This window comes from Lysobacter terrae, assembly GCF_054782215.1.
Genome location: NZ_BAAGSX010000007.1, coordinates 35,659 through 59,986, shown reverse-complemented (window position 1 = coordinate 59,986; position 24,328 = coordinate 35,659). Strand labels below are relative to the sequence as shown.

General features: G+C 67.2%; 20 protein-coding genes. 8 read left to right on the top strand and 12 right to left on the bottom strand.

Translation table 11 applies throughout. The features are described from left to right. Window positions 1-59: 59 nt before the first annotated feature. Both ACYVJ8_RS11525 and ACYVJ8_RS11520 read right to left on the bottom strand, forming a co-directional pair. On the bottom strand, window positions 60-695 hold the full coding sequence (locus ACYVJ8_RS11525) for a thiol:disulfide interchange protein DsbA/DsbL (RefSeq protein WP_460712489.1): 636 nt from the start codon (window positions 693-695) through the stop codon (window positions 60-62). A 137-nt stretch (window positions 696-832) separates the two neighbouring features. Next, window positions 833-1,642 (bottom strand): c-type cytochrome, encoded by an 810-nt coding sequence (locus ACYVJ8_RS11520; protein ID WP_460712487.1) that lies wholly within the window; start codon window positions 1,640-1,642, stop codon window positions 833-835. 173 nt (window positions 1,643-1,815) lie between these two features. Here ACYVJ8_RS11520 and yihA point away from each other — a divergent pair, with 173 nt between their 5' ends. Further along, the gene (gene yihA / locus ACYVJ8_RS11515) at window positions 1,816-2,448 is read left to right on the top strand and encodes a ribosome biogenesis GTP-binding protein YihA/YsxC (protein ID WP_460712485.1); all 633 of its coding nucleotides are present in this window, start codon (window positions 1,816-1,818) and stop codon (window positions 2,446-2,448) included. Between the two features lie 63 nt (window positions 2,449-2,511). Then, window positions 2,512-3,252, top strand: coding sequence for a tetratricopeptide repeat protein (locus ACYVJ8_RS11510; protein ID WP_460712483.1), 741 nt, complete (start codon window positions 2,512-2,514; stop codon window positions 3,250-3,252). A 35-nt stretch (window positions 3,253-3,287) separates the two neighbouring features. Here the strand turns inward: ACYVJ8_RS11510 and ACYVJ8_RS11505 are convergent, their stop codons facing one another. Next, the gene (locus ACYVJ8_RS11505) at window positions 3,288-5,165 is read right to left on the bottom strand and encodes a glycoside hydrolase family 13 protein (RefSeq protein ID WP_460712481.1); all 1,878 of its coding nucleotides are present in this window, start codon (window positions 5,163-5,165) and stop codon (window positions 3,288-3,290) included. A 274-nt stretch (window positions 5,166-5,439) separates the two neighbouring features. Between ACYVJ8_RS11505 and ACYVJ8_RS11500 the strand changes: the two genes are divergently transcribed. Then, entirely contained in the window at window positions 5,440-6,804 is a 1,365-nt protein-coding gene (locus ACYVJ8_RS11500; protein ID WP_460712479.1) for a glutamate--cysteine ligase, read from the top strand. A gap of 247 nt (window positions 6,805-7,051) precedes the next feature. Further along, window positions 7,052-9,802 (top strand): phosphoenolpyruvate carboxylase, encoded by a 2,751-nt coding sequence (gene ppc, locus ACYVJ8_RS11495; RefSeq protein ID WP_460712477.1) that lies wholly within the window; start codon window positions 7,052-7,054, stop codon window positions 9,800-9,802. Between the two features lie 158 nt (window positions 9,803-9,960). On the opposite strand, the gene ACYVJ8_RS11490 is transcribed toward ppc, so the two are convergent. Further along, window positions 9,961-10,716 carry a tetratricopeptide repeat protein gene (locus tag ACYVJ8_RS11490; RefSeq protein WP_460712475.1) on the bottom strand — a complete coding sequence of 252 codons (756 nt, stop codon included), beginning with the start codon at window positions 10,714-10,716 and terminating at the stop codon, window positions 9,961-9,963. Window positions 10,717-10,866: 150 nt separating this feature from the next. On the opposite strand from ACYVJ8_RS11490, the gene ACYVJ8_RS11485 reads away from it, so the two are divergent. Further along, a complete protein-coding gene (locus ACYVJ8_RS11485; protein ID WP_460712473.1) occupies window positions 10,867-11,280 on the top strand; it encodes a hypothetical protein in 414 nt (137 codons plus the stop codon). A gap of 31 nt (window positions 11,281-11,311) precedes the next feature. On the opposite strand, the gene ACYVJ8_RS11480 is transcribed toward ACYVJ8_RS11485, so the two are convergent. Further along, entirely contained in the window at window positions 11,312-11,986 is a 675-nt protein-coding gene (locus tag ACYVJ8_RS11480) for a Dph6-related ATP pyrophosphatase (protein WP_460712471.1), read from the bottom strand. Between the two features lie 276 nt (window positions 11,987-12,262). Between ACYVJ8_RS11480 and ACYVJ8_RS11475 the strand changes: the two genes are divergently transcribed. Continuing rightward, complete coding sequence (locus ACYVJ8_RS11475; RefSeq protein WP_460712469.1) at window positions 12,263-13,993, top strand: NEW3 domain-containing protein; 1,731 nt, start codon at window positions 12,263-12,265, stop codon at window positions 13,991-13,993. Window positions 13,994-14,086: 93 nt separating this feature from the next. On the opposite strand, the gene ACYVJ8_RS11470 is transcribed toward ACYVJ8_RS11475, so the two are convergent. After that, entirely contained in the window at window positions 14,087-15,919 is a 1,833-nt protein-coding gene (locus ACYVJ8_RS11470) for a hypothetical protein (RefSeq protein WP_460712467.1), read from the bottom strand. Between the two features lie 254 nt (window positions 15,920-16,173). On the opposite strand from ACYVJ8_RS11470, the gene ACYVJ8_RS11465 reads away from it, so the two are divergent. After that, a complete protein-coding gene (locus ACYVJ8_RS11465; RefSeq protein WP_460712465.1) occupies window positions 16,174-16,809 on the top strand; it encodes a LuxR C-terminal-related transcriptional regulator in 636 nt (211 codons plus the stop codon). Window positions 16,810-16,843: 34 nt separating this feature from the next. Here the strand turns inward: ACYVJ8_RS11465 and ACYVJ8_RS11460 are convergent, their stop codons facing one another. The 4 genes from ACYVJ8_RS11460 to ACYVJ8_RS11445 all read right to left on the bottom strand — a co-directional run bounded on the left by ACYVJ8_RS11460 (window position 16,844) and on the right by ACYVJ8_RS11445 (window position 19,367). Further along, window positions 16,844-17,188: a hypothetical protein gene (locus ACYVJ8_RS11460; protein WP_460712463.1), complete on the bottom strand. Its 345-nt coding sequence runs from the start codon at window positions 17,186-17,188 to the stop codon at window positions 16,844-16,846. A 100-nt stretch (window positions 17,189-17,288) separates the two neighbouring features. Then, entirely contained in the window at window positions 17,289-18,236 is a 948-nt protein-coding gene (locus ACYVJ8_RS11455; RefSeq protein ID WP_460712461.1) for a DegV family protein, read from the bottom strand. A 100-nt stretch (window positions 18,237-18,336) separates the two neighbouring features. Next, a complete protein-coding gene (locus ACYVJ8_RS11450; RefSeq protein ID WP_460712459.1) occupies window positions 18,337-18,966 on the bottom strand; it encodes a DsbA family protein in 630 nt (209 codons plus the stop codon). A 5-nt stretch (window positions 18,967-18,971) separates the two neighbouring features. Continuing rightward, window positions 18,972-19,367: a DUF1761 domain-containing protein gene (locus tag ACYVJ8_RS11445; RefSeq protein WP_460712456.1), complete on the bottom strand. Its 396-nt coding sequence runs from the start codon at window positions 19,365-19,367 to the stop codon at window positions 18,972-18,974. A gap of 106 nt (window positions 19,368-19,473) precedes the next feature. Between ACYVJ8_RS11445 and ACYVJ8_RS11440 the strand changes: the two genes are divergently transcribed. After that, a complete protein-coding gene (locus ACYVJ8_RS11440) occupies window positions 19,474-21,168 on the top strand; it encodes a GGDEF domain-containing protein (RefSeq protein WP_460712454.1) in 1,695 nt (564 codons plus the stop codon). Window positions 21,169-21,411: 243 nt separating this feature from the next. On the opposite strand, the gene ACYVJ8_RS11435 is transcribed toward ACYVJ8_RS11440, so the two are convergent. Then, window positions 21,412-22,716 carry an amidohydrolase family protein gene (locus ACYVJ8_RS11435; protein ID WP_460712452.1) on the bottom strand — a complete coding sequence of 435 codons (1,305 nt, stop codon included), beginning with the start codon at window positions 22,714-22,716 and terminating at the stop codon, window positions 21,412-21,414. Next, window positions 22,713-24,146, bottom strand: coding sequence for an amidohydrolase (locus ACYVJ8_RS11430; RefSeq protein ID WP_460712588.1), 1,434 nt, complete (start codon window positions 24,144-24,146; stop codon window positions 22,713-22,715). The genes ACYVJ8_RS11435 and ACYVJ8_RS11430 overlap by 4 nt, the downstream gene beginning before the upstream one ends. Window positions 24,147-24,328: the final 182 nt, after the last annotated feature.

The window sequence follows — 24,328 nt, the reverse complement described above, 5'->3', positions numbered from 1 at the left end:
GGAAGCGCTGTTCTGCGCTCTGGCCGGCAAGGATACCGGCCAGAGCCGCGAGGGCGGCGTCAGCGCCGCGCCTTGGCCGCGGCGCGTTCGCGCGCCACCAGCTGATCGACCACGCGCAGCACGTCGGCCTGGGGCGCGGTAATGCGGTACTTGCCGGCGACGATCATCGTCGGCGTGCCTTCGACGCCGCTGCGCTCCAGGAAGCCATACGCGCGCTCCATTTGCGCGTCGACGTCCGGGCTGTTGAGCGTGGCCAGGAAGCGCGCCGGCTGCACGCCGAACTGCGTGTAGAACTGCGCCAGTTCGTCGTCGCTGGGATTGCGCGGCAGCGTGCCGTCCTCGTGCAGCGCGCGGAACACCGCTTCGTGCGAGCGATCGGCGATGCCCAGTGCCTTCGCCGCGAAATATGCGCGCGCGAAGGGCATCCACTGGCCGCCGAACGGCGCCGCCACCGGGGTGAACTTCACGTCCTTGGGCAGCTTCGCCTTCCACGCCTGCACGGCCGGTTCGAAGTGCGCGCAGTGCGGGCAGGTGTAGCCGAACACTTCCACCACCTCGACGCGGCCGGCGACGGGGTCGTAGGGCGCGCCATTGGTGATGACTTCGTAATCCTTCCCCTCGACGGGCGCGGGCGGAGCGGCGACGGCGGCGACGGGGAGGAGCAGGGCGAGCAGCAGACTGAGGCGGAAGCGCATAGGCCGGAATCGGATTGGAGGGAAAGGAGCCCCGACAAGCGGGGCAAACAAAAACGCCGACCGTGACGAGCACGGTCGGCGTTATTTGAACACCCGTGCGCCCGGTTCGACCGTGCGCAACGTGGTGAAGTTCAGCTTCAGTGCGCGGCGGGGGCCGGCGCGGCTTCCGCGGCGACTTCGTCGGCGCGCGGGTGCAGGCCCTGGACGTAGCTGGCGAGCGAGCCGATCTCTTCGTCGGTGAGCTTGCCGGCAACGGTGGCCATCATGTTGAACAGGTGCGGGTCCTTCTGCGTGGTGGTACCGGCGCGGTATTCCTCCAGGCGACGCTGCACGTAGGCGGCCTGCTGGCCGGCGACGGCCGGGTAGGCCGGGCCCGGGTTGCCGGCGCCGACCGGGCCATGGCACGCCATGCACGCCGGGATGCCGCGGGCCTTGTCGCCGCTGTGGAACAGCTGCTGGCCGACCTCGTAGAACTTCTTGTCCTTGTTCGGACCGGCCGTGATCACGGTGTCGTCGGCGACGCCCGAAGCGGCCTTCTGCATGGCGAAGTGAGCGCCCAGATCGCGGGCGTCCTGCGCAGTCAGCTGGTCGGCGAACGGCTTCATCACCGCGGCCATGCCGGTGTTGCGCTCGCCGCTCTTGAACAGGGCGATCTGGTGCGCGATGTAGCGCTCCGGCATGCCGGCCAGGCGCGGGTACTGCGGATCGGTCGGGTTGCCGTCCAGGCCATGGCAGGCGGCGCAGGTGCCGGCCTTGGCGGCGCCGGCCTTGGCGTCGCCCCATGTCGCCGGCTTTTCGACCAGCGGCGCGGTCTGCACGGGTGCGTTGTCCGGCACCGGGGTGACCGTGGCTTGGGCGAAGGCGTCCTTCGACAGGCTCAGGATGAGCGGGATGGCGAGGACGGCGGCAGTGACGCCGACCATGCCGAAGACGCGGGCGTGGCGCATGAGGCTGGGCTCCAAAACTGGGAAATGTCCCTCTTCCGCTCATCCTGAGCCTGTCGAAGGACCCTGAGCTTGTCGAAGGACGAAACCGCGAAATTATCGTTGCGGGGCGCGGGACGGTCAACGCGATGGAGGGGTTCCGCCTCCCGACTTGCGGCCTATGCCATCCTTTCGGCATGGCCACCGCCCCGAACCCCTTCGCCCGCGCCCGCTATTTGCTCGCGGCACACAATCCCAGACAGCTCCCCGCCGATGGCGGCTTCGAGGTCGCCTTCGCCGGACGCTCCAATGCCGGCAAGTCCAGCGCCCTCAACGCCATCTGCCAGCAGAACGCCCTGGCCCGGGTCTCCAAGACCCCCGGCCGGACCCAGCAGCTGGTCTTCTTCGACTTCGCCCCGACCAACGCCCAGCCCGAACCGGGCGCCAAGTACCTGGTCGACCTGCCCGGGTACGGCTACGCCAAGGTCCCGCAGGAACTGCAAGCGCACTGGCAGGCCTTCATCGAAAGCTACTTCGCCACCCGCCAGGCCCTGCGCGGGCTGGTGGTGGTGATGGACATCCGCCACCCGCTCAAGGACTACGACCGGCAGATGCTCGGCTACGCCGTCCGCCGCGACATCCCGGCCCACGTCCTGCTGACCAAGGCCGACAAGCTCAGCCGCGGCGCGGCCGCCAATACCCTCCAGGCGGTGCGCATGGAGCTGTCGCGCGCCTTCGGCGACACCGTGAGCGTGCAGACGTACTCGGGCGAGTCGAAGCAAGGCGTGGAAGAGGCGCGGGCGGTGTTGGGACGTTGGTTGGAGCTGTAGCCCGCAACCCCGACCGCCGCCGTGCCGCGTTCGCGCAATCGGACCTGGACCAGGAGAAAGGGAATGCGTGCGATCAGATGGGTGTTGGTGTTGTTGCTCGGCGTGTCTTTTGCCGTCGCCGCCACGGGTGAAAAGGCGAAGGACGCCGGCGAGGCCGCGCAGCTGCAACGCTTGACCGAGGCGCAGCAGCTGATCGGCAACGGGCGCCATGACGAAGCCATCGCGCTGATCGATCAGACCCTGGACTACTACGCGAAGAAGTATCCGGAGGGCCGCACGCGCTGGTACGTGACGCGTACTCCGGAGGAAGACTTGCTGTACCTGGTGGGCGCGGCTGCGGATGCGGACGAAGGGCGTCATGTCCACGCAAACGCGACGACCCTCAGGGTGCTCTGGGCGGATGCGCACTACATGAAAGCGTACGCGCTGTACGAGCTGAACCAGCTCGACGCCGCCAAGGCCGAACTGGAGCGCGCGCTGTACCTGACCCCGCGCAACTCGCAGTACTTGTCCGAACTTGGCAACATTCACCAGACCCGGCACGAGTGGGACCTGGCGCGCAGCCAATATGAGGCCGCCGAGGATGCGGCCGAATTTTCCCGTAAAGAAGAACGCGTTCGCGATCTCTCACGCGCCAAGCGCGGCATCGGTTTCGTGCTGATCGAGCAGGGCGACCTGGATGCGGCGGAAGCCAAGTTCAAGCAATGCCTGGCGCTCGACCCGGACGATCGCGGCGCGCAAAACGAACTGGAATACATCGCACAGCAGCGCGCCAAGGCAGCGCCGCAAAAAACCCTGCGCTAGCCCTGGTATCTACGCCTGTATCCCGGCCCGCGCGATCACTCGATCTCGATGATCGTCGCGGCCTTGCCCGGCAGTTCCAGCGAAGCCCCCAGCGCCTTCGTCTCGCCACTGATGACGTTGCGGCCGCGGCTGCCGGGGTGGATGAAGTCGGCGAAGCGATCCAGCGACAGTGTCGTCGTCGTCGGGTTCTTGTTCAGCGCGATCATCACCGTGCGCGGGCCTTTGCCCGGCACGCCTTCGCCAGACGCGGGGTCGTAGCGGAAGTACACGTAGACCCCGTTCGCCGGCGCGAAATGCTGCAGCTTCCCGTTCTGCACCACCGGCGTGCGCTTGCGCCAGTTGAACAGCGTGCGCACGTAGTCCTGCGCGTCGCGCTGCGCCGCGGTCAGCCCCTTGCCGGTGAAGGCATCGGCCTTGTCGCCCTTCCAGCCGCCGGGCATGTCCGCGCGCAATTCGCCGTCGTTGCGTTCGCGCGGGCCCTGCAGCAGCACTTCCGAGCCGTAGTAGAACTGCGGCGTGCCACGCACCGTCGCGGTGTAGGCGATGGCCATCTTCCACAGCGCGACGTCGCCGTTGAGATGCGCTAGCGCGCGCGGCGTGTCGTGGTTTTCGGCGAACACCACCAGTCGGCCCGGATCCGCATACAGGAAATCATTGGCCAGCATCTCGTACAGCCCGACCCAGCCGTAGTCCCATCCCTCCGGCTGCAACAACGCGGTGCGCAGCGCGATGTGCAGGGGGAAATCCATCATGCTCGGCATGTACGGCACGTGGCCGTCGGGATTGCGCTTGCCGCGCTGCCAGTGCGCGACGATCGCCGGATTCGCGCTCCATTCCTCGCCGACCATGGCGAAGTCCGGATACTCGTCCAGCACCGCCTTGCCCCAGGCGCTGAGGAAGTCGGCATCGGCATAGCCGAAGGTGTCCTCGCGGATGCCCGACAGCCCGGCGTATTCGATCCACCACAGCGAGTTCTGGATCAGATAGCGCGCCAGGTGCGGATTGCGCTGGTTGAGGTCGGGCATCGACTTCACGAACCAGCCCTCGGTGAACAAGGCCTTGTCCGCCGGCGCGGCGTGCGGATCCTGCGCCGCGGTGCGGCGGTGGTTGGTCTCGACGTAGCGATCGGCGTGGTTGAACCAATCGGCCGTGGGCGGATCGCGCATCCACCAATGCTCCGAGCCGACGTGGTTGAGCACCACGTCCATGATCAGGCCCAGGCCCTGCGCGCGCGCCTCGTGCGACAGCGCGCGGTAGTCCTCGTTGCTGCCGAAACGCGGATCGGTGCGGTAAAGGTCGGTGATCGCGTAACCGTGGTACGAGTACGCAGGCTGGTTGTTTTCCAGCAGAGGCGTTGGCCAGATCTGGGTGAAGCCGAGCCCGGCGACGTACTTCAGATGCTTGCGAAGGCCGGCGATGTCGCCGCCATGGCGGCCGTTCGCATTGGCGCGGTCCGCATGCTCCTGCATGCCGGCAGCGCTGTCGTTGCCTGGATCGGCATTGGCGAAGCGATCGGGCGTGATCAGGTAGATCGCGTCGGCGGCATCGAAGCCGTGCCGTCGCGCCGAATCCTTCTCGCGCGCATCGAGTCGCCACGGATGGCGCACGGCGATGCGGTCGCCGTCCATGAAGTCGATGGCGAAACGGCCCACCTTCGCATCGGGCGCGATGGCGAGGGTGACGAACAGGTAGTTCGGGTTGTCGACCTTGGCGACCTCCGCCACGGTGACGCCGGGCCAATCCACGCGCGGCGCCAACGCGGCGATTCCGGGGCCATGCACCAGCAATTCGACCCGATCGTGTTGCATGCCGACCCACCAGCTGGCCGGTTCCAGGTGTTGGATCGCATAGCCGCGGGCGGCGGCGCCGGTGCTGAAGAGCAATGCCAAGCACAACGCGAACACTTGCCTCATGCCCAATCCCCGGCTGGCCGCGCCGGATCGGCGCGCACCGATTCTATGCAGCTGCGTGCCTGCGGCTGGTGCCACAGAGGTGATGAAAACGTAGTCAGCGCCGGTGCACCGATCCGCTTCCCGCGCGCCGACGTAACGGCAAGGCTGGAACACAGCCAAGGCGGCAGGGCAGACAATCGCGTCATGAGGGCGGGCTATCCTGCCTGGATTGCGATGCGGGGGCACAGGCCCCATATCGCCCACGCCCCAAGCCCACGGAAGAAGACGGCACCCCATGTCGAGCCCGAGCAACGTCGCCGAATCTCCGATCACCGATCGCCGCGAACTGGTCGAATACATCGCCGGCGGCAGCAAGCCGCGTACGGACTGGCGTATCGGTACGGAGCACGAGAAGTTCGGCTTCCGCGTGGACGACCTGCGCCCGCCGACCTTCGATGGCGAGCGCGGCATCGAGGCGCTGCTCACTGGGCTTACGCGCTTCGGCTGGGAGCCGGTGCAGGAACATGGCCGCACCATCGCCCTGACCCGCGACGGCGCCTCGGTCACGCTGGAGCCCGCGGGCCAGCTCGAACTCTCCGGCGCGCCGCTGGAAAACATCCACGAGACCTGCCGCGAAACCAACGCGCACCTCGACGAGGTCAAGAGCGTCGCGCAGGAATTGCAGCTGGGTTTCCTCGGCATGGGCTTCCAGCCCAAGTGGAAGCGCGAGGAGATGCCGTGGATGCCCAAGGGGCGCTACAAGATCATGCGCGCCTACATGCCCAAGCGCGGCGACCTCGGCCTGGACATGATGACCCGCACCTGCACGGTGCAGGTCAATCTCGACTTCAGCGATGAAGCCGACATGGTGAAGAAGTTCCGCGTGTCGCTGGCGCTGCAGCCGATCGCGACCGCGCTGTTCGCCGATTCGCCCTTCACCGAGGGCAAGCCCAACGGCTATCTCTCCTACCGCTCGCACATTTGGACCGACACCGATCCGGATCGCACCGGCATGCTCGACTTCGTGTTCGAAGACGGCTTCGGCTTCGAGCGCTACGTCGATTACCTGCTCGACGTGCCGATGTACTTCTCGTATCGCGACGGCGAGTACGTGGACGCCAGCGGCAAGTCGTTCCGCAAGTTCCTCAAGGGCGAACTCGACGTGCTGCCCGGCACATTGCCGACCTTGCGCGACTGGTCCGACCACATGACCACGGCCTTCCCGGAAGTGAGGCTGAAGAAGTACCTGGAAATGCGCGGCGCGGACGGTGGCCCGTGGAATCGCCTGTGTGCCTTGCCGGCCTTCTGGGTCGGCCTGCTGTACGACGATGCTTCGCTCGATGCCGCGTGGGATCTGGTCAAGGACTTCAGTCTGGCCGAGCGCAACGCCTTGCGCGACGGGGTGCCCAAGCATGCGTTGAAGTTGCCCTTCCGCGGCGGCAGCGTGCGCGACCTCGCCTTGGAAGCGCTGAAGATTTCAGTCGCCGGCCTGCAGCGCCGCGCGCGCTTCAACCGCAACGGCACCGACGAAAGCCGCTTCCTCGAACCGCTGATCGAATTCGCCGAAGCCAATGAAACGCCGGCCGAGCGCAAGCTGGCGCTGTTCCATGGCGAGTGGCAGGGCGATATCGATCGGGTGTTCCGCGAGTTCGCGTACTGAGCCGCACCACATGCGGGATATCCCTCTCCCCGCTTGCGGGGAGAGGGTGCCCGAAGGGCGGGTGAGGGGAGCGAGCGCAGCGAGCTGCTGTTGCTGTTGTTGTGCAAAGGCACAAGCAACTCGCTGCGCTCGCTCCCCCTCATCCGGCGCTTCGCGCCACCTTCTCCCCGCAAGCGGGGAGAAGGAGTTTTGGTTACACCTGAAATCATGCTGCCACGCAGCATGATTCAGTCCTAGACTCGGCTGCATGAACCTGCTTGCCGCCGCGGCCATGCTGGCCATGCCTCTCCGCACCGTCGAATTCGCCCCCACCGACACCTTGCTGCGCGAGGACGTCAACATGCTGGGTGCGCTGGTCGGCGACATCCTGGCCGAGCAGCGCTCGCCGGAATTCCTCGAAGCCGTCGAGCGCCTGCGCCGTGCCGCCATTAATCGCCGCGAACGCCAGGCGCCGGCGATCGAACTCGCGCAGGCCTTGGCAGGCATCGAGCTGGAACACGCCAACGACCTGGTGCGCGCGTTTTCCACCTACTTCCAGGCCGTGAATCTGGCCGAGCGTGTGCACCGCATCCGCCGCCGTCGCGATTACGAGCGCGCCGAGGCTTCGCCGCAGCCCGGTGGATTGCGCGACGTGCTGCGCGACTTGGCACGACAGGGCGTCAGCCGCGAGGAGCTGTTCGCCTTGCTGCAACGCCTGCACGTCGAACCCGTGTTCACCGCTCACCCGACCGAAGCCGTGCGCCGCGCGCTGCTGAAGAAGGAGCGCGAGATCGTCACCTGCCTGGTCGCCGACATCGATCGCGGCCGCACACCGGCGGAACGTCGTGCCGATCGCGAGCGTATCCGTCTCGCACTGACGACCAGTTGGCAGACCGCGGAAGGCCCGGCGGAGAAACCGAGCGTCGCCGACGAATTTCAGCACGTCGGCTACTACCTGTCGGAAGTGCTGTACCGCGCGCTGCCCGTGTTCTACGAAGTGTTCGAAGACGCGCTGCGTGATGCCTATGGCGAGGGCACGGTGCCCGACGTGCTCGGCTTCGGCAGCTGGGTCGGCGGCGACATGGACGGCAATCCAAACGTCGGCGCCGACACGATCGCGGCGACGCTGGCCGGCCAGCGCGCGCTGGTGCTTGCCGCGTACCGGCGCGATCTGCTGTCGCTGGGCGAGGCGCTGAGCCAGTCGCTCACGCGTGTCGGTGTAAGCGCCGCGGTGCTGGCACGCATCGATCACTACCGCGAACGCATGCCCGCCGCCGCGGCCAAGCTCAAGCCTCGGCACGCGGACATGCCGTACCGCAAGCTGCTGACCTTCATCTTCGAGCGGCTGTGGGCCACGCAGCACGAGGAGCCCGAGGGCTATCAGGATGCCGCCGAGTTCGACGCCGACATCGCGCTGATCGCCGACAGCCTGCGCGAACACCGCGGCGAACATGCCGGCGGCTTCGCGGTGCGTCGCTTGCGGCGCCGGATCGCCTGCTTCGGCTTCCACTTGGCCGGCCTCGACCTGCGCCAGGATTCGGCGACGCACGATGCGGCGATCGCAGCGCTGCTCGGCGACGACGCCTGGGCGTCGCGCAGTGTCGAGGAACGCGCGCAGCGCCTGCATCGCCTCGTGCGCGGTGAAGAAGTCCCCGGCGCCGCCGGCAACGCGACGTCGCAGTCGACGCTCGACGTGTTCCAGGCGATCGCGCGGCTGCGCCCGCGCTACGGGACACGCGCCTTCGGCCCTTACATCATCAGCATGAGCCGCAGCGCGGCCGATGCGCTGTCGGTGCTGGCGTTGGCGCGCCTGGGCGGATGTCATCAGGACGGCGAGGTTCCGCTCGACATCGCCCCACTGTTCGAAACCGTCGACGATCTCGATGCGGCGGCGGACACGCTGCGGGCGTTGTTCGCCGACCCGGTATATCGCGCGCATCTGGCGACGCGCGGCAACCGCCAGGTGGTGATGCTGGGGTATTCGGACAGCGCCAAAGACGGTGGCCTGCTCGCATCGCGCTGGGCCTTGCAGCAAACGCAGGTGGCATTGACGCAGCTGGCGCGCGACAGCGGCGTGCAGATCGCGTTCTTCCACGGTCGCGGCGGCTCGATCAGCCGCGGTGGCGGCAAGACCGAGCGCGCGGTGATCGCGATGCCGCGCGGTTCGGTCGACGGTTACCTGCGCCTCACCGAGCAGGGCGAAGTGATCCATCGCAAATACGGCATCCGCGCGATCGCGCTGCGCAATCTGGAACAGGCGACCGGCGCAGTGTTACGCGCGACCCTGCGTCCGCGCGTGGCCGAGCCGCGCGAGCAGCGCTGGCGCGCGATCGCGGCCGAACTCGCTCACGACGCGCGCGCGCATTACCGCGCGCTGGTACACGACGACTTGGATTTTCCGGCGTATTTCCGTGCGGCCACCCCTATCGACGTGATCGAGCGCCTGCGGATCGGTTCGCGCCCTAGCAAGCGCGCCGGCGGCGAAGGCGTGACGCGTCCGCCGGGCATCGCCTCGCTGCGCGCGATCCCATGGGTGTTCGCCTGGGCGCAGAACCGCTCCGGCCTGACCGCGTGGTATGGCGTGGGCACGGCGCTGCAGGTCGCGCTGCAGCGTCACGGCCGCGAGGCGTTGGCGGAGATGGCGCGCGACTGGCCGTTCTTCAGCACGCTCGTCGATGACGTCGAGATGGTGCTGGCCAAGTCCGATCTGGGCATCTTCGAGCGCTACTCGCTGCTGGCCGGCGAGTTGCACTCACGCTTCTATTCCGGCATCGCGGCGGAATTCGAGCGCACGCGCGATGCGGTGTTCGCGATCAAGGGCAGCCGTGAACTGCTGGCGGACGATCCGCGCTTGCGTCAGTCGATCCGCCTGCGTAATCCGTATGTCGATCCGATCAGCCTGCTGCAGGTCGATCTGCTCGCACGCTGGCGCGCGGGCGGCAGCGAGGATGAGGCGATGCTGCAGTCGCTGATCGCGACGGTGAATGGGATTGCGGCGGGGATTCAGAACACCGGCTAGTTCAAAGCAGCTCGCCGCGCTCGCTCCCCCTCATCCGGCGCTTCGCGCCACCTTCTCCCCGCAGGCGGGGAGAAGGGCATTGCTTGATCCCTCGCCCCGCTTGCGGGGAGAGGGACAGCGTCGCGCAGCGACGCAGGGTGAGGGGCCGTCGTAGCGACTCAACCCCTAGCCAACTGCACCGACAACTGCTTAAGCCGATCCAGCTCCGGCTTGTTGAGCTGTCGCGCATACCCCGGCATGCGCTTGGCGCGCGACAGCACCTGCTCGCACAGCCCGCGCGCCTTGTCGGTCTCCCCCCAGCCTTGCAGCACTTCGGCGTAGCGCACATGGGCCTGGAAGCCGCTGGCGTAGCCGAGCAGGGTTTCGAATTCCTCGCGCGCCTTCGCGCGATTGCCCTCGGCGGCGACGGCGCGCGCGTAGGTAATGTGGCCGTCCTGCGAGCGGAAGTCGGGGCGCTTGCCGATGACTTCGTCGAGCACTTCGCGCGCCGCCGTGGCGTGACCGGATTCGAGCAGCGCACGGGCCAGGCGCACCTGGATGTCCGGATCGTCGCTGTGGATACCGCGCAGCGCGGCCTGGTATTGCGGCACGGCTTCGGAGGCGCGGTACGACGCCAGCAGGGCATCGGCCAGGCGCAGGCGGTTTCCGGTGGTCGCCGACTCCTCGAAGGCTTCCTGCGCCGCGCGCAACTCACGGGTCGGGTCGAGTACCTGCTTCACGCCGCGCACCAGCGCATGCCCGTGGCGCGTATGGCGCATCTCCGGCAGCCACACCATCAGTGCGTACACCAGGCTGCCTACGCCGGGGAACGCGAACAGGATCATCAGCCAATACCGATCCTGCCCCGTGCGCATGGCATGCATGGCGAAGAAGATGGCGATGATGACGTGCAGACCGATACCCAGGATGGGCATGTGAATCCCCGGAAGTGCGCTCCCCGCGCCGGCCGTAGAGTGTAGCCGTGCCCACGACCGGCTAGGCAGCGTTAAGCGTGATCGGCGTCCATGGACGCTATGCTCCGCTACGCCGCCGGAGGGGCGGCCTACATGCCACTGGGGAAAATCATGAAGCAGCTTTCGCGCTGGGCCTTGCTGGCCTTGATGGTGTCCGCGCCGCTCGCCGCACAGAACGTGAGCCAGGTGAAGCCGATGATGGCGCCGAATGTGGGCGCCATGGCGATCGACTACAAGCAGCAGTGGGAAAAGGAACGCGAGAAGAACCAGCAGCTCCGCCAGGAGAACGCGAATCTGCAGTCGCAATTGGCGGCCTGGACGCGCAAGGGCGGCAGCATGGTGCATGCCTATTGCGAGACGCCCACGCTGAGCGTCAATAGCGCCGGTGAGCGCAACGACTGCGCGGCTTCGGGCTATGGTTGCGAACCGGTCAGCGGCCTGTGCCGCACGATCGTTCGTAGCAGCGATCAGTGCGCGCCGGGCTTCCTGATGGACATCGACCACTGCGTGCCGCAGCCGCGCTGAAGTTCATGCGGCAAACGCGTCGGCGCTGGCATCACGATGCCAGCGCCAGATCGGTGTAGGCGAAACGTTCCTCGCGCAGCACGCGCTCGCCCGTTTGCAGGTCGAGCGCGTGCGTAAACATCGGACCGGCGTGCACGCAGGTGTGGAACTCGCCGCGCTCACCGCAGGGATCGACCGCGGCGGGCAGCTCGTCCAGCAAAGACGCATCGAACTCGCGGCCGCTGAAGCCGGCCGCGAGTTGCGTGGTGTCGACGCAGCACAGGGTCGCGCGCAATCCGCCCGCGATCATCTCCCTCGCCAGGGCCGTGGTGTCCGCGCCGAACAGCGGCGTGTCGACACGCCAGCCCAGCCGCGCGCACAGCGCTTCGCGCCAGGCGCGTACGTCTTCGAGGAACAAGTCGCCGAAGGCGATCGTGTCCAGCCCGGGCCAGCGCGTCTTCGCCTCCGCCAGCGCGGCGGCGAACGCGGCCTCGTACTGCGCGTTATCGCACTGCTGCGGAATACGCGCCTCGATCAACGGCAGCCCGGTCGCCGCCGCCTGCGCCAGCAGGATGTCGCGGCGGATGCCGTGCATGGCGATGCGGTCGTAGCCGTCGGTCACGGTGGTCAGCAGGCCGACGACGGTGACGTCGGGGCGGCGGCGCAGTGCATGGAGGGTCCAGGCCGCGTCCTTGCCGCCGCTCCAGGAAAGGAGGATGGGGATCATGCGCGCAGCTTACCTGGGCGCGCGGAAAAGCCTGAACAGGGGATAGCTTCGATCGCGAAAATCCGCTGGCGAAGTTTTGTCCAGCGCATCGGCGAACTGTGGACCCGGTATCGGAACCGGTTCATCTGAATAAGCAACATGCGCCCCGCACAGCGGCTCGAGGGAAGTCGCTGTGCGGGTCGACACGGGACGTGCCGGCCGCCATGGCCGTGCCGCCCTCGGGTGATCTCGGCGACGCAGGACGCGGTTGTTCGTCCCCCTCCGAGGTCTAGATCGATGTACTTCCCTGCCGCGGCTGTGCGTGCCGCCTTCCTGAGCCTCTTCTCCCTGGCGTGCTTGCTGCTCGTCGCGCCCACGGCTCGCGCAGCGACCACCGGTGAGCTGAAGACCGCCGTGATCCTGGTGAACTTCCAGGACAATCCTTCCCAGCCCATCAGCCGCACGGACGCGAGCACGCTGGTGTTCGGGCAGGTCAGCGATTTCTTCTGGGAAGCGTCTTATCAAAAGACCTTTCTCACCGGCGACACCTACGGCTATTACACGCTGCCGCTCGACTCGACCACGTGCGACGAAGCGGGCATCGCGCGTGAGGCGAACGCCGCCGCGGCGCGCGCCGGCGTGGACCTGTCCAGCTACGGCTTCGTGATCTATCAGTTCCCGTATGTCGGCGCCTGCTTCTGGTCGGGCGCGAACAATCGCGGCGATCGCGGCGAGAACCTCGTCTTCGTCAACGGCGCGCGCACCTTCAAGGTGATCGCGCATGAGATCGGCCATCGCTTCGGCCTGTTCCATTCCGATGCGCTCGATTGCGGCGCGGTCACGCTGGGCACGAGCTGCAGCCAGCAGTCGTACAACGATCAGGCCGACACCATGGGCAACCGTGGCGCCCACTTCAATGCCTTCCAGAAGGAGCGCCTGGGCTGGTTCAATGCGGCGGGCATGCCGAGCCTGACCACCGTCGCCAGCAGCGGCCGCTACACGATCGAGCCGATCAGCACCGCCACTACCGGTGTGAAAGGGCTGAAGATCCTCAAGAGCACCGATCCGGTCACCGGCCAGAAGACCTGGTACTACGTGGAATACCGTCAGCCGACAGGCTTCGACGCGAGCTTGATCGAGGACCCGGGCAATCTGACCCAGGGTGTGCTGATCCACACCGGCACGGTCACCAGCAGCGCCTTCGCGACCAGCCTGCTGCTCGACATGACGCCCAACAGCAACAGCAACGACGCCTACGACATGATCGACGGCGCGCTAGGTGTCGGCCGTAGCTACAGCGATCCGACGGCCGGCGTCACCATCACCCTGGTCTCCGCCAATGCGGCGGGTGCGGTTGTCGACGTGAACGTGGGTGCGGCGCAAACGACCTGCACGCGCGCCGCGCCGGTGCTGACGCTTGCCGGTCCGACCGCTGCGGTGGCGGCGGGCAGCGCCAACAACTACACGCTGACCGTGAGCAACAAGGACAGCGGCGGCTGTGCGGCGACCACCTTCTCGCTGGCGCGCAGCGTTCCCACTGGCTGGAGCGGCGCGCTTGGCGCATCGAGCCTGACGCTCAGCGCGGGCGCCTCGGGGACGACCACGCTGGCGGTGACCTCGCCGGCGACCGCTACCGCGGGCAATTACGGTGTCGGCGCCGGCGCCAGCAGCAGTGCGGGCAGCGTGCACACGGCCAATGCGGGCTCGACCTATTCGGTCGCGGCCTCGTCCTTGAGCGAAACCGTCAGCACCGACAAGACCAGCTACGTGCGCGCCGAGACCGTGGCGATGACAGCACGCGTGTCGAACGCCGGCGCGCCGGTGGCCGGTGCGAGCGTCCGCTTCGTGATCACCTTGCCGGGCGGCGCAAGTACGACCGTGAGTGCCACCAGCGGCAGCGATGGCGTGGCCCGTGCCAGTTACAAGACCGGCAAGGCCAAGACCGCCATCGGCACGTATCAGTTGCGCGCCGATGCGACCGGCAGCGGCGGCAGCGCCACGGCGACTTCGAGCTTCAGCGTGCGCTGATTCGCCTGACGGCGTTGTCGCGAATAAAAAAGGGTGGCAGGCCTGGCCTGCCACCCTTTGTCTTATCGGCCCTTGTTTTCAGGCCTTGTAGCTTCAGCCGCAGTCCGGACATTCCGGACACAGCTTGCAGAACGCGTCGTCCTCGTCATGGACGGACTTGTTCCCCAGTCGGCCGGTGCCCTTCACCTGCACCGTGTCGCTGTACTTCACCTTGCTCGGATCCAGCGTGCCGTCCTGGTTGCCCGCGCCGCTGTCCGCGGCAGTCGGCGTGTAGCAGATGTCGAACGACACCGGCACGCCGTCGTTGGGCAGCACCGCTCCGGTATGGCCCGGGTACTTGAACTTGCTCGGATCGTTCGGATCCGGGATCTGTCCCAGTGCCGCGTTGGCCGTGGTGAACGCCGCCAGGACGCTCGCACCCGTGCCGGAGACACCGCCGGTTCCCGGATAGTTCTTGAACTCGGTGACGTCCAGGAACTGGCCCGAGGCGATCGGGTTGCTCACGTTGATCGTCGCGCAGACCTTGGCCGCGAGTTTCCCGTCATTGCCTTCCACCAGCGACAGGCCCTTGCAGTCCTTGGTCAGATCGACCGCAGGTTCGATGTCGACAGCGCAGGCCGCGACGTTATCCGCGTCCTCGGTATCCGAGTCGTCCGTGTTGGCGGGTATTGGCGTACCTCCTGCCGCCGAACTCGCGCGCACCGTCACCTGGTTGGCGAAGCCCGCCTCCGACAGGCACAGGATGCGCACATCCACCGACGTGTTGTTGCCTGCCAGCTCGCTCACCGCATTGTTCCAGGCCGAAGCCGAGGAAATGGGCACCGAGATAGCCGGGCCGCCGCCGATCTTGATGATGTTGCACATCGTGGTGTTGTTGACGGAGTTGTCCTGGAACTGCACGTCGTAGACCTTGCCGCCGCCATCGTTGGTGATGGTGATGACGTGTTCGGTCTTGAACGTGTCGGTCGCCGCGTCGTAACCCTTCTTCGACGCGTCGCAGGCCTTGCTCACCGTGATGCTGCAGGTGTTGAGGTTGCCCAGCGCGAAGTCCTTCAGCTGCGAAGTCACGGTCTGGCCGGAGGAGCGAGTGGTCGCCATGAAACTGGTGATGCACACGTTGCCGACCAGCGCGGTAACGTCGACGACGCCTTCGATGAAGTGATGCGTCGGGACCGTCGTGGTGGTGGCGCCGCCCGATGTCTTGGACGAGTACGGCCATGCCACGGTGATGTCGCTGCTGTTGGTGGTCACGCAGGCCGCGCCCGGAGGTGCGGGTTCGCCAGGGGTTGCGACATTGCAGACCACGCCGGCGCCGTCGCCGATGCCCAGTTCCTTGAGCACTTTCTTCGGCGAACCGTAGGTGCCGGTGCCGTCGCTCTGCCACTTCAGGATGCGGATGACCGCGTGGGCGCCGCCGTTGTCGTAGCCGACCTGGATCAGCAGATCCTTGTCGGTATGCGTGCCGGTGAAGCCGGCGCCGCTGGGCTTGACCTCGTTCTGGAAGAACCAGAAGCCCATCTGTGCATCGCCGGAGTCGTCGAAGCGGTCAGCACCGAAATAGATGAGCTGGTGGCCGTTGGTGTCGGTCATTGCCCGCGCATAGGCGGTGTTGATGTTGTCCTTGTCGGGGACCGAACCGATAGTGTTTTTCCAGCCGGTGACGTCGTTGTCGTCCTTGGAACCGCCGCCGGTGAAGATGGGATCGGCCGAGGACAGAATCGGATCGTCGATGAACGCGCCGCCGGACCCGGAAAGGCGGCCTGCGGTGTACTCGGCGTTCCAGTCGGTGCCGCTCAATACGCTGCTGTCGACGGCATTGCCGTCGAGCTCCAAGGGCGTGTCGAATGAGCCGATGGCGTATGCGATGGTGAATAGGCTGGCGCCGACGATGGTGGCGCCAAAGACGGTCCCCAGGGCTGCGCTCATCCAATGAGGCCGGGGACGGCTAGGAATTTTTGGGGACATGAAAGACCTCCTTCGCGGATGCGGGGTAGGCGCAGGGCCACAGCCGGGTGCGGCCTGCGGTCCCCGGAGCGTCCTCCTCGCCCCTGATTCAGAGGAATCGCCCGCACGGGTACACGCCCCGTGCGGGGGACGCCCGATCGGGTGGCCGCCTTGCCTCCCCGCATGCGTTGTCATCCACACAGGTGCGCGTGACGCGCGCCGCGGGGGGAGGTCCCATGTCGGGTCTGCCGGTCCTAGCATTTGGTCGCGACCGGCGTTGGGCCGCGCACCTGCAGCGCGTGCTTGCACCGCGCGGCGAACTCGAATGGAGCGGCTTCTTCACCGTAGATGGCGCGCCCCCGGTGACCCGGGCGGCGATCTGGCTCTTGGACGGCGACGACCTGCGCACCGCGCGCATGTCCGCTCCCGACGAGCAATCGCCGCGGATCTACTGCTACCGCAATCCGGACGTCGGCAGCCTGCGCAGCTGCGCGCGCCTGGGTGCATGCGGCTGTCTGGAGAAAATGGCGCCCCCCGACGTGCTACTGCGCGCGCTGCGTGCAGTGGAATCGGGGTTGTTCGCCGTCGACAGCGGCCTGCTCGCCCGCGCCCTTGCCGCCGAACGGCGCGCGCCAGCCCCGGTCAGCAACCTGGGCCATCTCACCGAACGCCAGCGCGAGATCGTGCACTGGGCCGCGATGGGCATGAGCAACAAGCAGATCGGCCGCCGTCTCGGGATCAGCCCCGAGACGGTGAAGAGCCATCTGCACCAGGTCTTCGAACGCGAAGGCATCAGCGGCCGCGTGGCGCTGCTGGCGTTGCATCGGCCGGAACAGCGCAAGGCGCAGGTGGACGAGTCTTCGCTGGTTTAGTGCGTGCGCCTCATCTACTCCCGCTTCACCACCCTCACGCCGCGGTGACGTCGCGCAGTTCCCAGCCGCTGCCGGCGAGCAAGCGCAGGCGATGTTTGAGCACGTTGCCCGGAATCGTACTGGTGACGATCAGCACGACGTGCAGGTCGTCCTGCTGGCCGTGCACGGAAGCCTCCGGATCGGTCGCGCCATAGGCCGGGTTGACGCCCTCGGGGTCTTCCTGGCGTTTACGCCAGCGATCGAACAGCGAGGTCGTGCGTAGCGCATCCTGCAGCTGCGCGGCGAATTCCTCGGCTCCATGTGCTTGGAACGAGAAGGCCGGATCGCTACCGCGTGCGAGTGTCGGCTCGGGCAGACTGATGTAGTAGCGCGTTGCCATCCCGGATGTCCCTGTCTTGGAGTCTCATCGCAGCTTAGGCGCGCTTTTATTTCGCGACTGTGAATTGCGACGCGCGCGTTGCCGGCCGGCAAGCGCGCGGTCAGAGTTCGATCCGTGGCGTCTCGGCCGCATAGCCCAGGGCCAGGCCGCCCCTGCCGATGTTGACCATGCTGGTCAGGCTCATCACCGTCTCGAACAACTCGATGTTGTGGGCGGCGCAGACCTGGCGCAGCGAGGTGTAGCCGGGCAGCTCGCGTAGTTCTTCGAGGACGCCGCCGTAGCTGACGCACATCGTCGGGGTCAGCAGCTCGCGCTTCTCCACGCGCGATATCGCGTGGTCGAACAGCTTCTGCGCGGCGCTCTCGAAACTCTTGACCTTGCCGACCGGGCCGGTCTCGCCGCGGTTGCAGTGCAGGATCGGCTTGATGTCGAAGGCGGTGCCGAGCTTGGCGGCGAGAAAGCTCACGCTGCGGTCGCCGCGCACGCGCGTGCGCTCGCGCATGTAGTTGAGGTCGCGCGGGATCAGGAAGCCCTGGGTGTGCAGAGCCAGGTTCTCCAGGCGCGCGCGGATCTTCGGCGAGCCTTCGCCGGCATCGCGCAGGCGCACGGCTTCCACCGCCATCACGCCCTGCGCGGCGAACAGATTCTGCGTATCGATCACGCGCAACGCGAACGGCGAGTGGTTGCCCGCTGCCGCGCGCGGCTCCTTGTATTCGTTGAGAATCGCGAAGCTCGCCTGCTGTGCGTTTTCGAAGATCTGGCTGCGGGTCTTGGTGATCGTCAGGCAGAACACGAAGTCGTAATCGATGACCAGCTTGCTTAGGAACAGCTCGCGGATCTGCTCGACCGAAAACGGGCTGCTCTCGGCTTCCCAGCCGCGTTCGGCCAGGTGGGTCTGCAGGAACTGCAGCGCCGCTTCCGGGTTGCGGTAATCGGCCAGCACGGCCGAGCCCATGCGCACGGTGGTCGGAAGAATGGAGATGTTGTGCGCCTGCAGATAGCTTTCCGGCAGGTCGCACGGCGAGTCGACGACGATCCCGATGCGCATCAAGGCCTCCCCTGTGGCGGCGCTTTTTTGATCAAAGTCCGCGCAGCATACGCCCGAGCACGGGCTTTAGCGCATGAAGGGAGTTGCGACTTGTGGCGTTTCAGCGCCGCTGCAGTCCCACGGGCAGCTGGCTGACGCGCTGCATTTCCGCGTCCTCCAGCAGCGCCGGGTTGCGCAGTGCAGCAAGGGCGAAGTCGTGCGCGTCGTTGCCCCAGAACAGCGTGCCGTTGAAGGGCGCGCCGTCGAAGGCGAGGGTGGGCACGCCATACACGCCGGCCGCGATCGCGGCCTCGGTATTGGCGCGTAGTTGTGCCTTGGCGACGTCGCCCTGCGCGGCATCGCGGTCGATACCCAACGCGGCCGCTACCGGGGCCAGTGCCTCCCAGCTGTCGCCCGGCTGGCCTTCTTTCCAGATCCAGTCGAAGAGGGCATCGACCGACTGCGGCGTGGCGCCCGCCGCCACGCACAGGCGCAGCGCGGCGAGCGGATTGAACGGATGCGCAGGCGGAAACCGCAGGCTCACGCCTTCCTGCCGCGCCTGCCAGAGCACGTGGCGATAGGTGAACTCGCGCTTGCCCGGGATCTCCGCTGGCCCCTTCTGCCCGCATGCACCGAGCACGGCGCCGAACACGATCGGCACCGGCGTGACGGCTTCCGGCAGGGCTCGCACCTTCTGCCAGTGCAGATAGGAGAACGGCGAGATGAAGTCGAAGTACCAGCGGATCGGCATGGCGCTCAATGCCACAGGCCCAGAATCGCGCCGTACAGGACGAACTGCAGCAGGTGGTAGCCGCCATCGATCAGCCACAGCTTGAGGCTGCGTTGCGCGAAGGCGTAGTTGATGCCGAAGCTGGTGGCCACGAAGGCGAAGCCGACCAGCGCACCGTGATGCAGGCCCAGCGCCAGCGACGGGGCGTGGCCGAGCAGGCAGGCGAACGCCACGGCCGCGATCAGGGCCAGGACGAAGGCGCTGCCGAAGACCCGTGCCGGGTGCGGCGGTTTCGAATAGGGATCGACGCCGGCTTCACGGCACCACGCGTTCTTGAACAGCGGCCCATACCAGATACCGCCGAGCGCGAAAGCCGAAACGGCCGCGGCGACCACCGCCAGCCAATTGATGTCCATCGACATGTCTATCCCCCTTCCATCCCCCGATGAAGGGTCAGCATAAGGCCACACGCAGGCTTGCGATGTCATCCGCCCGGACGGACACTGCAGTACAGCCAGGAGACAGGGCATGAGGGCAGCATGGCTGGCGATGTGCCTGTTCGCGTGGCTGGCGTTGCCAACCGCCGTGCAGGCGCATGCGGCCAATGGGGTCGCTCGCATCGAACGATTGCAGGACGCGGCGGTGGCGCCCCAGGACATCCGCCGACAGCCCGAAAGCGCCTGGAGCGCGACGGCGGAGCCGCATCAGCTGGCCGGTGCGCAGCAGGGCCGCGGCTGGTGGCGGGTGCATGCCCTGCCGGTCGGTGAAGCGCGCCTGCTGCTTGTCTATCACCCTTACAGCGCCCGCCTCACCGTGCTGGCGCCGCCCGACTATCGGCCGCGGCGCGGCTCGATCTTCGATACCGAAGTCCGCAGTGGGCACTCCCGCCGCGCGCTCGCGTTCATGTGGCTCGACACCACGCAGCCGGTCTATATCGGTGTCGAAGACGCGCGCTATCCGTTGCAGGTTGCGGTGCGCTCGCCGCGCGAGTTCGCGGTCGAGGATTACGGCCACGTGCGCGTGCTGTGGCTGAGCTTGGGCATCCTCATCGGCGTCTCGCTGGTGACGCTGCTGTTCTGGCTGCAATTGCGCGAACGCGTGTACTTGCTGTTCGCCGCGACGATGGCGTTGCAGATGCTGTACGTGCTGCTGGCCTACGGCGATGCCTACGCGCTGGGCCTGCTCTCCTGGCTGGCACGGTTCGGCGCGCCGGGCATCTGGTTCGTCGCGACGAGCTCGACGATCGTGACGGTGTACTTCCTGCTCGATTTCGCTGAACTGCGGCCGCGTGCACCGCGGCTGAGTCGCGCGCTGTGGGTGGTGGGTGCGCTGCTGCCGGGCCTGTTGCTGGTGGCGCTGGTCGCTTCGGGGCTGCTGCCGGGTTCGTCCGGCAATGCGTGGTTTCCGCCGATCGGCAACGGGCTGCTGCTGCTGGCCAATCTGCTCGCGATCGTCACGCTGGCGGTGGTGTGGTCGCGCGGCGGACGCCACGCCGGCTTCGTGTTGATCGCCTGGGTGCCGTTGGTCAGCGTCACCACCGCTCGCGCGCTGCAACTCGGCGCGGGTCAACCGCTCGCTCCCTGGCTGGAATATGGCCTGCCGTTGATGCAGGCATTTTCGGCGGTCGTGCTGGTGCTGGGCCTGGCGCACCGCATGCGCACGTTCCAACGCGAGCGCGATGCGGCTCAGCAGGATGCGGAGCACGACGCATTGACGCGAGTGCTGAACCGCGCGGGCATGATGCGCCGGCTCGATCGGGCGATCGTCGACAGCCGCCATCGCCGCGTGCCGCTGTCGGTGCTGTTTCTCGACCTCGACCACTTCAAGCGCATCAACGACACCCATGGACACGCGATCGGCGACGCCTGCCTGTGCGCGGTGACGGTGGCGATCCGCGCGGAAATGCAGCCCGAGCAGGAGCTGGGCCGCATCGGTGGCGAGGAGTTCCTGCTGCTGCTGCCGGGCTCGGCCCGGAGGCATGCGCGCGATCTGGCCGAGCGCATTCGCATCCAGGTGGCGGCGCGCTGCGAGACGGTGCAGAACGCGCCGGTGAATCTGACCCTGAGCATCGGCGTGGTCGAGTGCCAGGCGATGGACAGCACGTCGTCGCTGCTGCAGCGCGCGGATGCGGCGATGTACCGGGCCAAGCACGAAGGCCGCAATCGCGTAGTGGTGCTGGACAGCCGTGACGATGCGGAGCGGCGGAGCGCGGTGGTGCCGTAGCCTGCTTTTTCTTCTCCCCGCTTGCGGGGAGAAGATGCCCGAAGGGCAGATGAGGGGAGGCGAGCGCAGCGAGTTGCTGTTGTCTTCTCGGCGCGGGCAGGCGGCACCGGTGGGCAGGCGCGACACGCCGTGAATCCGTCCATGGAGGCTTGGTCAGCGGCATCCATGCCGCCGACAGTCGCGCCTACCCACCGGCACCGCCTGCCCTCCCACACATCTTGGGCGCGTTTTTTTGAGAACTGCTTACTCGCCTTGCGAATACGCCCGCGGCATCCCGCCCGCCTGCGCCGGTGTCGCCGCGCGCATGTAGCGGTCGCGCAGTTCGGTCTGGCGGCTGCGCATCGAAATCGCGCGGCCATCCAGCCACACCTGCATCGCCACCGTGCTCACTTCCAGCGGATCGCCGCTCCACAGCACCAGATCGGCGCGCTTGCCCACCGCGATGGTCCCGAGGCGGTCGCTGACGCCGAAGGTCTCGGCAGGAACGCGCGTCAGCCCCGCCAGTCCGTCTTCCCATGGCAAGCCATTGGCGACCGCGTTGCCTGCCATCTGTCGGATCTTGCGTGCGTTGTGGGAGGCATCGCCGTCCTGCGCGAAGCTCACCGTCACGCCCGCGGCACGCAGTCGTGCCGCGTTCTCCATCGTCGCGTTGATCTCGTCGAAGTTGGCCGGCAGGTTGGCGAGCGGATTGACGAACACCGGCACCTTCGCCGCGGCGAGTTGCGGGCCGAGCTTCCATGCCTCGGTGCCGCCTTCGATGGCGACGCGCACCTTGTGCTTCGCCGACCAGCGCAACAGCTGACGGATGTCGGCGGCGCGGTGCACGCTGACCATGACGCGGCCGCCGCCGTCGATGTACGTGGCCAGGGCCGCGCGGCCGGCGGGCGTGAGCAGGGCCATGTTCGACGTCGGCGCGATGCGGCCGCGCACTTCATCGATCAGCTGGTCCAGCAGCATCCACTGCGCCGCGCGCGAATTGCCGGTCAGGCCCGACGCATCGCTGCCCAGGTTGACGAACAGCACGCGCGGCCCGATCGGATCCGGACTGCCGTCGAGCCGGACCACGCCGCCCTGGCCGCCGATGATCGAGCCGCCTTCGGTGGCGTTCGCACCCAGCAGCGTCCAGCCGATGCCTTCGATGCGCTCCACCGGAAGCAGCACCGAATCCGGGTTGTAGGCGAGGGTGACGTCGAACTCCGGACGCACCGACATCTGCTTGGTGGCCGCGCCCAGCGCCACTGCGGCGTCTACCGTCGCCTTCTCGCCGGAGACTTCTTCGAGGCCGATTTCGGTGATGCCGCCGAACAGCGTCGGCGTCAGCGGCCGGCCCTGTGCGTCGATCACCTGCGCGTTCGGCGTGGCGAGCAGGCCCTTGCCTACCGCGCGGATCACGCCGCCGCTGACCAGCACGTCGCTGTTCTGCAGCGTGCCCTGCGCGGTGGCGGTGTGCACGGTGGCGTTCTTGATCAGCACGTCTTGCGCCTGCGCGCCGACGCCCATCGACATCAGCAGTGCGGCGGCGAGCGCCTTCAATGCGGAGCGTTTCATCGCACACCTCCCGTCACGCCCTGGCCCAGCATGAAGTCGGACTTCGGCTGCCGCGTCGCATCGTTGCGGTCGTAGATGCGCGCGCCGTCGATGTAGACCTGCTCGGCCTTCGCATAGACGCTGAAGGGACTGCGGTTCCATACCACCACGTCGGCCATCTTGCCGTTCTCCAGCGTACCGGTCTGGTCGAGGATGCCCAGCGCCTTGGCCGGGTTCTGCGTGAGCCAGCGGATCGCGCGCTCCGGCGCGATGTCCATGCCGGCAAGTTGGGCGTGCGCCATCACCTTCGCTGCTTCCTGGTTCAGGCGCTGGATGCCTTCTTCCGAATCGGAGTGCACGATCGCGCAACTGTTGGCGGGACGATCGACCAGGGCGATGTTCTCCTGGATGCCGTCGAAGGCCTCCATCTTGAAGCCCCACCAGTCGGCCCACAGTGCGCCGCACACGCCCTCGGCGGCGAGGCGGTCGGCGAGCTTGTAGGCTTCCACGCCGTGGTGGAAGGCGGCGATCTTGAAGCCGAATTCCTTGGCCAGGTCGAGCATCGTCGCCATCTCGTCGGCGCGATAGCAGTGGATGTGCACGCGGATGTCGCCGTTGATCGCGCCGGCGAGCGTGTCCAGCTTGAGATCGCGCTTGCCGCCGGTGTCCTTCTCGCTGTCGGCGCCGTTGCCGTTGCTCGACGCGCTCTGCCACCAGTGGCGCTTCTTCGGCTTCGTGCTCTTCGGCGCGTTCTTGCGCAGGTACTCGCTGGCGTCGATGAACGCCGCGCGGTAGCCGGCGACATTGGCCATGCGCGTCGACGGGCCGCCCTTCTGGCCGTACACGCGCTTGGGGTTCTCGCCGCAGGCCATCTTCAGGCCCCACGGCGCGCCGGGGAACTTCATCGCCTGGTAGGTCGTTGCCGGCACGTTCTTGAGGGTGACGCCGCGGCCGCCGATCAGGTTCGCCGAACCCGGCAGTATCTGCAGCGAAGTGATGCCGCCGGCCAATGCGGTGGCGAAGCCGGGGTCCTGCGGCCAGATCGAATGCTCGGCCCACACGTTCGGCGTCACCGGCGAGGTTGCCTCGTTGCCGTCGCTATGCGCGCTCACGCCCGGGCTCGGATACACGCCCAGGTGCGAATGCACGTCGATGATGCCCGGCGTCACCCACTTGCCGGTGCCGTCGACGCGCACCGCGTCGGCCGGCGCTTCCAGCGCGGTGCCGACGGCGACGATCCGGCCGTCGCGCATCAGCACGTCGGCGTCGTCCAGGCGGCGGCCGGTGCCGTCGAGCACGGTCGCGTGCTGGATCAGCACCGGCGCGGAGGCGATGGCCTGATAGGTGCTCGGATACGGATCCTGGGTAAAGCGGGTCTGCTTCGGCGCGCCCGCAGGCTGGGCAGCCTGCGCAACGCCGACCAGCAGCGTCAGTACGCTGCCGGCCCACATGGGTCGTAAGGACATTGGAGTTCCCCTGAGAAAAGAAAGCCGCTCGTCCTGAGCCGGCGTGCGGAAAGTCATGGAAACCGGCACCGTAGCGTTCCCGCGCCGCGCACGCCAACCCTGACGATGGTCATGGTCGGCATGACAGAATTGGCAAACCAACGACAGACCACAACAAGACCCAAGAA